This is a genomic window from Candidatus Enterococcus myersii (genome assembly GCF_017316025.1).
Classification (GTDB): domain Bacteria; phylum Bacillota; class Bacilli; order Lactobacillales; family Enterococcaceae; genus Enterococcus_C; species Enterococcus_C montenegrensis.
The window spans coordinates 1-9,449 of the sequence record NZ_JAFLVT010000003.1; the positions used below are offsets into that span (position 1 = coordinate 1).

Consider the following 9,449-nt stretch of genomic DNA (forward strand, 5'->3'; position numbering starts at 1 on the left):
CCTCAGGAGTTTGAAGATTTGGCAAAAGAAAAAATGACATAACCGTCTCTACTAAAATGTGTCCAAGATATTGACTCAAATCCACTAACAAGTCAATTATCAGATTGAACAGAAAAGTGGATTGACAGCTGAAGCAGTTGCAGAGCTCAAAGATTACTCAAATAAACAATTTCAAGGCTAGTATATGATAAAAAATTCATCATTAGGGTAAAAAGAAGTGTTTGGAGATACGGTACCTTATACGATAAAAGCGACCTATCCATTTTTATTTCTGCTAGACAATATCTCTGTGAAAATCGGAATTGAAGGGTAAGTGCCTTCTCAAGTGAGTTGAAGATATTGGAAAAGATTTTTCCTTAGTGTTACGGCTCGTTTTCAGTTTAGTCGTGGGTGCGCTTCTTCTTAGAGTAGTCTTTTATTATCAAGACATCATAAAAGTTGCATGGAAACAGTGGCGGATACAGCAAAGCATAGGAATGTGAAAGAGATAATAATAGTATTATCTCTATAAATTGTTTATAATTTAGATGGCAGTATCAAATCTTAGGTGGTATGGAAACAGTGGCGGATACAGCAAAGCATAGGAATGTGAGAGAGATAACAATAATATTATCTCTATAAATTGTTTATAATTTAGATGGCAGTATCAAATCTTAGGTAGTGCTATTTAAATTTTGTTTAAGAATAGATATCATGTTTTTTAGAGGAGGGAAGAAATGAAGAAGAAGAAATCGGTCTGGTTTATGATGGTTGCTATTTTGATGGGCTTTATCCCGCAAATCTTGACTGCTTATTCGAGTATCGCACAGGCTATAGAAACTCAGCCGGATAAAATCGTAGATCAATCAGGTTTAAAAGTTAGTTCCTCTGTTTCATCAGATGGAAATTCTTTAAATTGGAAATTACAGTATGAAAAAGATGTCGCAAGTGATGGCAATGATCAAGCACTGAAATTCAAAGTGACGGCTGATGGAGAAGCAATAGCTTTTAATGAAGATGCCAGTTTTGCTACTAATGATGACCAATGGTTTGCGGAAAAAGATTTTTCGAAACAATCGCAGGGTTCTCTTTCATTTACAACGGTGCTAAATGTCTCCAAGGTAGCTCTTGAAATTCAAGCCGATGCAACAAAAACGGATGAAACACAAGCTGTCACTATTAACAAGAATATTTTGACTAGTGCGGTAGAAGGTCCGCATGCGTTGAAATTACCAGCAGTGGCTACACAAAAAACGACAGAAGTAAGTGCTACTTCTCAGACAACGGCTGAAGAAACCACTAGTAGCCAAGCGACCGAAACGACGACACAAACGGAAGAAGCCAGTGAAGCAACTGAAGGAACAATACAAACTTCTGATGATTCGACTATGGTAGGGCCTCAACAAAACTATTATCGTTCTTCAGCAGCTTCTACTTATGATGTGAGTGCTTATAATGATCCTTTTAAGTATACACCTGATGGAGGACAATACCCGTCTCATGACACGAATCAGTATACGAAATCAGATTCAAGTGACATGATTAAAAATTATAATTATGGTTCTGCAGGAGATTCAGATAGTAATGTAGAAATTCAAAATATCCTCGAAGGTAATCTTAATTTTGATAATGGCTATCATGCTTACGATGTAGGGAATAACCAAAATATTAATTTGAAGAAAATCGTTATTCCTACTGATAATCCCACTCAATTTCAAATTCAACTAGATATCATTGGGGGGTCTTTGAAGACACGTAAAAATGTCGACGTTGCTTTTGTCGTTGATAAGTCAGGGAGTATGGCTAATAATAGATGGACGAATTTAAAGTTGGCCTTAGGTACATTTGCTCATGGTCTATTAGATGATAATCCAGGTGGAAGTGTCCAACTTGGAATAGCAGGCTTTGGTTCAGTTCAAGGAAGAACAACCCATGTTCCTTATGGAAAAGTAGGAAATTTTGGTGGCACTCAAGGAAACTACACTGGATTTACTACAAGCACCGATGCCTTTTTGACTCATGCGTTATTAAATGAAAGCCCAAGTGGGGGAACACCAACTTTCTTAGGATTAGATGCTGGCTTAGAACTTTTAACTAATAGCCAATATAACGGAAGAGAAGACGCCCAAAAAGTATTGATTATTTTAACAGATGGATTACCAACTTGGGGACCAACTACTACTTATACTAGTAGCAGTAGTGGAATTCGTCAGAGTGGGATGACACGTTCTTCTGACAATAATGGTAGAGTAGAGACTTTTAAAGCAACTAATACTACTGATCTTTATATTGGAAATGGATCAGATAATGGACCAGATATTAGTACAGTCCGAAGTAATACCATTTCTCACGGACAAAAAAGAACCGAACAAAATCCTGAAATTGATCGCTATGCCATTGGCTTTGAAGTAACAAATGTTAATGATATCTTAGATGCTTTAGGACCTCAAGGAAAATATTCAGCAACAAGTCAAACTGACTTAAATAATGTATTGAATCAAATCAAGAAAAAAATTCAAGATGTGAGTGCTCTGATTCGTAATGCCAATGTTTTTGATCCGATGAGCAAGTATGTAGCGTTAGATACTAGTTCAGTTAAAACGCAAGCTTTAACATTAAAAACAAGCTCACCTAAGTCGTTGAATGTAACGACAGGGACTCAACCAGATTATGTAAATGATGTTACCGTGGATACACGCAACAATTCGGTAAATTTATCCAATCTTACTTTATCTGGAAATGATACACAGCGAGATGGCTTGCGTGTGACTTATACTGTTTCTCTCAAAGAAGAGTATCAAGATGGCAAGTTCTATCCGGCAAATGGACCGACTTATTTAGCGGACAACCAATATAAAGATCAATTTGGCTTTGCGGTTCCATCAGTTAAAGTGCCACCACAAAAATTTGACATTGAAGCAGAAAAAATCTGGGACGATGAGGATAATCAGTGGGGAACGCGTAAAGAAGTGACCCTACAACTACAACAAAAGAGTGGCAATGAAAATTGGGCCAATGTTTCTGGGAAAACATTAACTATTAAAGCAAATGCAACCGGAGATAGCCTGAAAGGGAAGTTTTCTGATGTACCCGCTTATGACAGCTCTAAAAATGTGCTTGAGTATCGAGTAGTCGAAGAACGAGTTAATGGGTATGAAGAAGCTAGCTATTCTCCAACATCTATCAATGTAAATTCGGATAAGAAACTTTTACAAGTCACCAATAAGTTGCTAAAAACTTCTGTTACATTTACGAAAGTAGGGAATGATGGTAAAACGCCGTTAGCAGGTGCTGGCTTTACTTTGTACAAAGCAGACGGAACAACGGCTATCGGTAAAGAAGTGACATCGGATGACAATGGTCAAGTTACTTTTGACATAGAGTTACCGATTGGTAAATATGTTATCAAAGAAACCACGACACCCTTGGGTTATGAGACACAAGATCCGATTGAAATTATGATTGCTGATGCAGATGGTAAATTAACTGTTTCTGGTATCAAAGATAATCAAGTAGTCAATCTTTTGAAAGACTTTGAATTAATCGTGACTAAGAAAGACAACCTCGGGAAAGATTTGAAAGGTGCCAAGTTTAAATTAGTAGGTAAAGATTACTCTAAGGAACTCGATTCTGATACGAATGTCTTTAAATTTACTGGCTTAAAACCCGGTGAATATGAACTGATTGAAACAGTCACACCGGATGGCTATGTTGGATTGAAAGATTCAATTAAGATCGTCATTGATCAAGACGGCAAAGTCACCATTGATGGGAAAGAACAAAAAGATGTTATTACCACTGATGGCAATGTGATTAAATATAATGTTGCTAACCAACAAAAAGGACTTTTGCCATCTACTGGTGGACAAGGCATTCGACATTTAATGGAATTTGCACTACTAGTGATTGGTTTATTGGCTCTTGTCGGTGGCATTTATGTCTACCGTAATCGAAAGGAGTTGAACTAAGATGAAGAATAAATCATTGTTCATAAAAATCACCATACTTCTTTCAACTTTGCTGGTAGGGATCTTTACGGGGCAACAAGCCTTTGCGGATGATGGGACGATCGATATTGTGATCCACAAACAATTGTGGGATCAAGCACCTGCTGCAACTATTCAAAATACGGGAGCGGCCGATCAAGATACCAAAGATCCAATCGAAGGGGTCGGCTTTACGATTTATGACATTACAGAGGATTACTATAAATTGGTCAAAGGCTCTGACGAAACAACAACTATTCAAATGATTCAAGAAAATGTTGCTGATTATCAAAAAATTATCAGAGAACAAGGCCTGACTGATGAAAAAGGCACAATCAAATTTACCCAACTACCTAAAAGCAGTGGCGGTAAAAATGCGGTTTACCTGATTGTTGAAACGGCATTGCCTGATCCTGAAAAGGTAAAAGTCGAAAAAGCGGCCGAACCCTTAGTAGTGGCTTTACCAGTATATGAAATGAGCACAGACGGTAAAACCTATACGGACAAAGAATTAGCTACCGTTCACCTTTATCCTAAAAATGTGGGAACAATCGTTGAAAAGCCAGTGACACCAACTAAACCTAAAAAACCAAGTAAACCGAAGAAACGCTTTCCACAAACAGGTGAAGAAAAATCCTTCCTAGGTATATTGGGGATTCTTTTGATCGGTACGGCGATCATTTTATGGCGGAAACACTCTGTACGAAACAATTAATCAAAGGTACAAAAGACTAAGGTCTATTGGAATATTGTACAAAAAATAAAGGAGGGATTAGAAAATGAAGAAATTATGGAAAACACTTTTTGCAGCACTACTTGTAGTACCTTTATTCACCGGCGTGTTTGGTGCGAAAACAGTAAGTGCTGCTGAAGCAACAACGACAAATGTAACGATCAACAAACGAATCTGGAAAGATGGCGAAGCTCCAGCACAAGGTTCCATGCAAAATACTGGGGAAGAAATGGACTTTGGTGGAGATCCACTTGAAGGAGCCGGCTTTACAGCCTATGATGTAACAGATGCTTATCTTGCTCTGATTGCAGATGGTAAGTCACAAGCAGAAGCAACAAAAGAAATTGCTGATAATGCGTCAGATTACACAACTGTAGCAAAAGCAGAACAAAAAACGGATGCCAATGGTCAAACAACTTTTGAAGGACTTGCTTTAAAAGATGGCGACAAAGATAAAGTCTATATGTTTGTTGAAACAAGCACGCCAGGCAATGTTTCCGTAACGACAAAAGCCGCTCCAATCGTTTTAGCAATGCCAATCTATACGTTTAAAGAAGGCAAATATTCAGATACAATCAATACCAACGTTCAAGTCTATCCAAAGAACGAAACCAAGACTGATAAAAAAGAAGTTGCCAATTTAGATAAGTTCACTGAAGTTAAGGATGCTGATGGAAATGTTTTATATCATAACCTTACAACTGGCGATGAAATCGAATATAAATTAACTTTAAATATTCCTGCGGACATTCTGGAAGATGGCGTCACTTACTCTGTAACTGATACGCCAACTGCTGGACTTGCTTATGTAAAAGATTCTTTTGCAGCAACTGGTTTAGTAGCTGGAACTGACTATGAATTAGCTGAAGATTCTGCAACTGGCGGATTTACTGTTACTTTGAAACAAAGTGAAAATGTAGGAAAATTAGCTGGTAGTCAATTGATTGCTACTTACAAAATGAAATTAACTGCTGAAGTAAATCCTGACGATTTAGTAAACAATAGTGCCCAAGTAACAATTGGTAACAACCCTCAAGATAAAATTACACCTCCAACACAATTTGGTACAGGTGGTTATAAATTCGTCAAAAAAGATTCGCAATCTGGTGCAACCTTATCTGGTGCGGAATTTGTCGTAAAACAAGGCTCTAACTTTGCAATATTTGAAGATGCTAAAAACACTAAAGGTGAATATATCTTTAAAGAATGGACGACTGATGAAGCAAAAGCAACGAAAATCATTTCTGACGACAAAGGTGAGTTGAAAGTAATTGGTTTGAAAAATGGTGACTATCAATTAGAAGAAAAAGCGACTTCAAGTGATAAATATGTGTTACTTGATGAAGATGTCGATTTCACTGTTGAACACGGTCAATATGGCAGTCAAGAACTAAAGTCTGTTCTTAACACGCCTAAAGGTCTGCTTCCATCAACAGGTGGTAACGGGATCTATGCCTTCTTACTTATCGGTGCTGCTCTTATGATCGGTGCTTACGCTTGGTTCAAGAAATCTAAAACACAAGCTGAAGTCTAAGATATAGTTTTAAAATAGCAAAAGGCAGCTTCATTTCTTGAAGTTGCCTTTTCTTTCTTTTAAATAGGGAGAAGGAGGTGCAAGCATGGATCAGCGCCAAAAAAATGAACGGATCAATTTGATTTTAAAACTGCTAATGGCGATTTTATTTACGACCGGTGCCATTATTTTCAGCTATCCCTTTTTGGCCAATGCGGTGAATTCCTATTATGACCAAAAGATGATGGAAAAAAACTTGGCTGAGATGGCCGCAACAAATACCAAAGAACAAGCAAAAAGGTACCAAGAAATGGCCGAAAAAAATAAAGAGCTAGCTGAAAGTAAGAACATGACCAATATTCCTGGCATGGGACTGGTAGAAGACCCGTTTGAAAATGCGGTCGATGATGCCAAAGATCCGGGTAAAGCCTATTATGAAGAGCATACCGTGGGTGCTATCTATATTCCAAAAATTTCGGTCAGCTTACCTTTATTTGATGAAACCAATGCTGCTCTTTTGGAAAAAGGCGCGACGATTTTACAAGGAACGTCTTATCCGATCGGTGGCGATAGTACCCATTCGGTGATCTCAGGCCACAGTGGCTTGACGGAACGTAAACTTTTTACAGATTTAGAAAAGTTGGTGATTGACGATGATTTTTATTTGACCATTGCTGGGGAAAAATTGGCTTATGAGGTCGATGACATCCAGATCGTTTTACCGTCGGATATCGACAAAGTGGTCATCCAACCGGGGCGGGACTTGGTGACCTTATTGACTTGTACACCTTATGGCATCAATACCCATCGTTTATTAGTCACTGGACACCGTGTGCCTTATGTGGAGGAAATGGCGGAGGAAGTGACCAGTACCAAAAAAGCGGTCGAACGGCGTTTTCGCTTGTATTTACTACTGATCCCGCTTTTCTTTGCCATGATTTTCTATTGGATGTATCGCAAGTTCGTCTATTATCAAAGTGGCAAACACAGTTATGACTTTTGTTTTTACTTATTGGAAAATGGTCAACCCAAAGCAGGCGTGACTTTTACCTTAGTCCGTAAAAAACGCTGGGCAACAGATGTCACTAGCCAACCAGTTGCTGTAAGCCAGGTGGATGGATGGGTGTCTTTCCCTGAGATCAGAGGGGGTCGTTATTATGCCAAGGCGATCGATGGGTCGACAAAACCAGTTAAGGGCAAGGTCCGCCGTTTAAAAGATCGGCAGTTTGTTTTAAGCCGCGTCACGAAGAAAAAGCACGGTAAGAAAGTTACTTATTATCTGGAGAATGGAGCGAAAAAATGAAGAAAAATAGGCAAGTGATCTCGCAAATTGCGATCATCCTCATTTTTATGGTCGGCATCTTGACCATGCTCTATCCCTTTTATGTCGATGCGTTAAATAATGTGATCGATCAAGTGCGCGTCGATCGCTATTTGAAGGAAAGCCAGAAAGAATTTGAAGCCGAACGCAAGCGACTGGCGGAAGAAAATAGTAAATTGAGCGAAAGTGGGTTAGCTCCGGGTGCTGATCCGTTTGCGAATCCGAATGGCGGTACGGTTTCAGCTGCTTATTACAAAAAACATTTGATTGGAACCATCAATCTTCCTGATTTGGCCATTGAGTTACCGCTGTTTGATACGACCAATGATGATTTATTGGAACAAGGTGCGACGGTCCTAGATGGCACGTCCTTTCCTGTTGGTGGCGCAAGTACCCATGCGGTGATCTCGGCTCATCGTGGCTTGCCAGAACGGGAACTCTTCACCAATCTGCCGGAGCTTAAAAACGGTGATATTTTTCTGCTAAATGTCTTAGGGGAAACCTTGGCTTATGAAGTGTTTGACAGCCAAGTCGTGACGCCAGATCAGACTTCGGTTTTAAAGATCGAACCAGGCCAAGACTTGGTGACGCTCATGACCTGTACCCCTTATATGATCAATAGTCACCGTTTGTTAGTCACAGGAAAACGCGTGCCATATACACCGGCTGCCGAGAAAAAACAAGTCAAAGGCGATCGTTTTCGTAAGTTGAAACAAATCGCTATCTTGGCGGGGACGGCCCTGTTGATCTTAGCCGCTATTTATCAATTGTATCATGTGATCGCCCGTTACCGACTGCGGAAAGTGCGTTTTGATTTCACAGTTTGCTTAGAAGGCGTGGCAGAACATACGCCAATCGCACTCTATGATAAAAAAGGGAAAAAAGCCCTGCGGCGTAATGGAAAAGCCTATCAAGAACTAACAGATCAAACCGGACAAGTCACTTTTACCGATCTACCAGGGGATTGCTATCGTTTGAAATTGGGCAAGAGTTGGTTGGTGCAGTTTGGTTTGAAGAAAAAAAAGAGGCCATCCAAGATTTGGAAGATAAATAAGAAAAAAGTTATGTTAAAAGAAGAAAGAATGCTAGAAGTCAAATAAAAAATGCTTATGTTATCAAATGATTTAAATCCATAAGATACACGTTTCATTGTTTAATATGGGTATTCTTAGCTTCTATTTTGTCATTGGTATGGGTATAAATCAATGCACTTCGTATACCTTCGTTATATTTGAGTAAATTTTGTAGTTTTTTCTAAATTCTTCGTCTAAACTTTCTGTAAGAAGTGGGAATTTAGGTGCACGGAAACTACACTAAGTTTTTTAATATTCCGTCTGTTTTTAGTTAAGAAACGCCAATTTACTTTCAGTTTCTGTGCTTCATTTTTGAGCCCTTTTAATTGCAGCTTTTTCATCATTCTTACATGAAAGGCTTGAAACGGATGTTCCAGTGACCTCGTTTAGAGCGTACATTTATTCAAGAAAGTTTAAATAAGATATCAAAATGGCCGAAAACAGAGACACAACTCGATTTATTTTTTAGGGTGAAGGAGAGAGTAGCACGAAAACTTTTAGTTGGCTTAGACTGAACGAAGTTACGGAAAGGCTACTAAAACGTCGAGGGCAGTGAGAGCGAAGTGAACACTTGATCTTTTGAATTTTTAATAGAATCTTAGACTATTATCCTAGTGAACTTTTTTCTAATACTTGACTTTCTTTGTATGATTAGAAATCCATATTTACCTTTAACGGAAAGAACTTTTTTATATTATTTTAGTTTTAACTACACCCGTTCATGGATATGCTATTATTCAAGAAATTGATAAGTTAAGTGATGGATCAGTTAAGGTAGCAGCAGGAACTATGTATGGAGCGATTGAAAATTTACTTAAGCTTAATTTGGTGTTAGTATTAAATC

General features: G+C 38.5%; 5 protein-coding genes and 2 pseudogenes. 6 read left to right on the forward strand and 1 reads right to left on the reverse strand.

The window, feature by feature from the left end; translation table 11 throughout:
- Window positions 1-716: 716 nt before the first annotated feature.
- The 5 genes from JZO76_RS02095 (at window position 717) to JZO76_RS02115 (ending at window position 8,632) form a co-directional block, all read left to right on the forward strand.
- Window positions 717-3,947 (forward strand): SpaA isopeptide-forming pilin-related protein, encoded by a 3,231-nt coding sequence (locus JZO76_RS02095; protein ID WP_206902526.1) that lies wholly within the window; start codon window positions 717-719, stop codon window positions 3,945-3,947.
- A gap of 1 nt (window position 3,948) precedes the next feature.
- The gene (locus JZO76_RS02100) at window positions 3,949-4,680 is read left to right on the forward strand and encodes a pilin N-terminal domain-containing protein (RefSeq protein WP_206902527.1); all 732 of its coding nucleotides are present in this window, start codon (window positions 3,949-3,951) and stop codon (window positions 4,678-4,680) included.
- Between the two features lie 64 nt (window positions 4,681-4,744).
- Window positions 4,745-6,232 (forward strand): SpaH/EbpB family LPXTG-anchored major pilin, encoded by a 1,488-nt coding sequence (locus JZO76_RS02105; RefSeq protein WP_206902528.1) that lies wholly within the window; start codon window positions 4,745-4,747, stop codon window positions 6,230-6,232.
- A gap of 85 nt (window positions 6,233-6,317) precedes the next feature.
- A complete protein-coding gene (locus JZO76_RS02110) occupies window positions 6,318-7,514 on the forward strand; it encodes a class C sortase (protein WP_206902529.1) in 1,197 nt (398 codons plus the stop codon).
- The gene (locus tag JZO76_RS02115) at window positions 7,511-8,632 is read left to right on the forward strand and encodes a class C sortase (RefSeq protein ID WP_002291076.1); all 1,122 of its coding nucleotides are present in this window, start codon (window positions 7,511-7,513) and stop codon (window positions 8,630-8,632) included. The genes JZO76_RS02110 and JZO76_RS02115 overlap by 4 nt, the downstream gene beginning before the upstream one ends.
- 2 nt (window positions 8,633-8,634) lie before the next feature.
- Here the strand turns inward: JZO76_RS02115 and JZO76_RS14115 are convergent.
- Window positions 8,635-8,982: pseudogene (locus tag JZO76_RS14115) on the reverse strand (transposase); the annotation flags it as partial.
- A 270-nt stretch (window positions 8,983-9,252) separates the two neighbouring features.
- Here JZO76_RS14115 and JZO76_RS02120 point away from each other — a divergent pair.
- Window positions 9,253-9,449 (forward strand): annotated as a pseudogene (locus tag JZO76_RS02120) (helix-turn-helix transcriptional regulator); the annotation flags it as partial.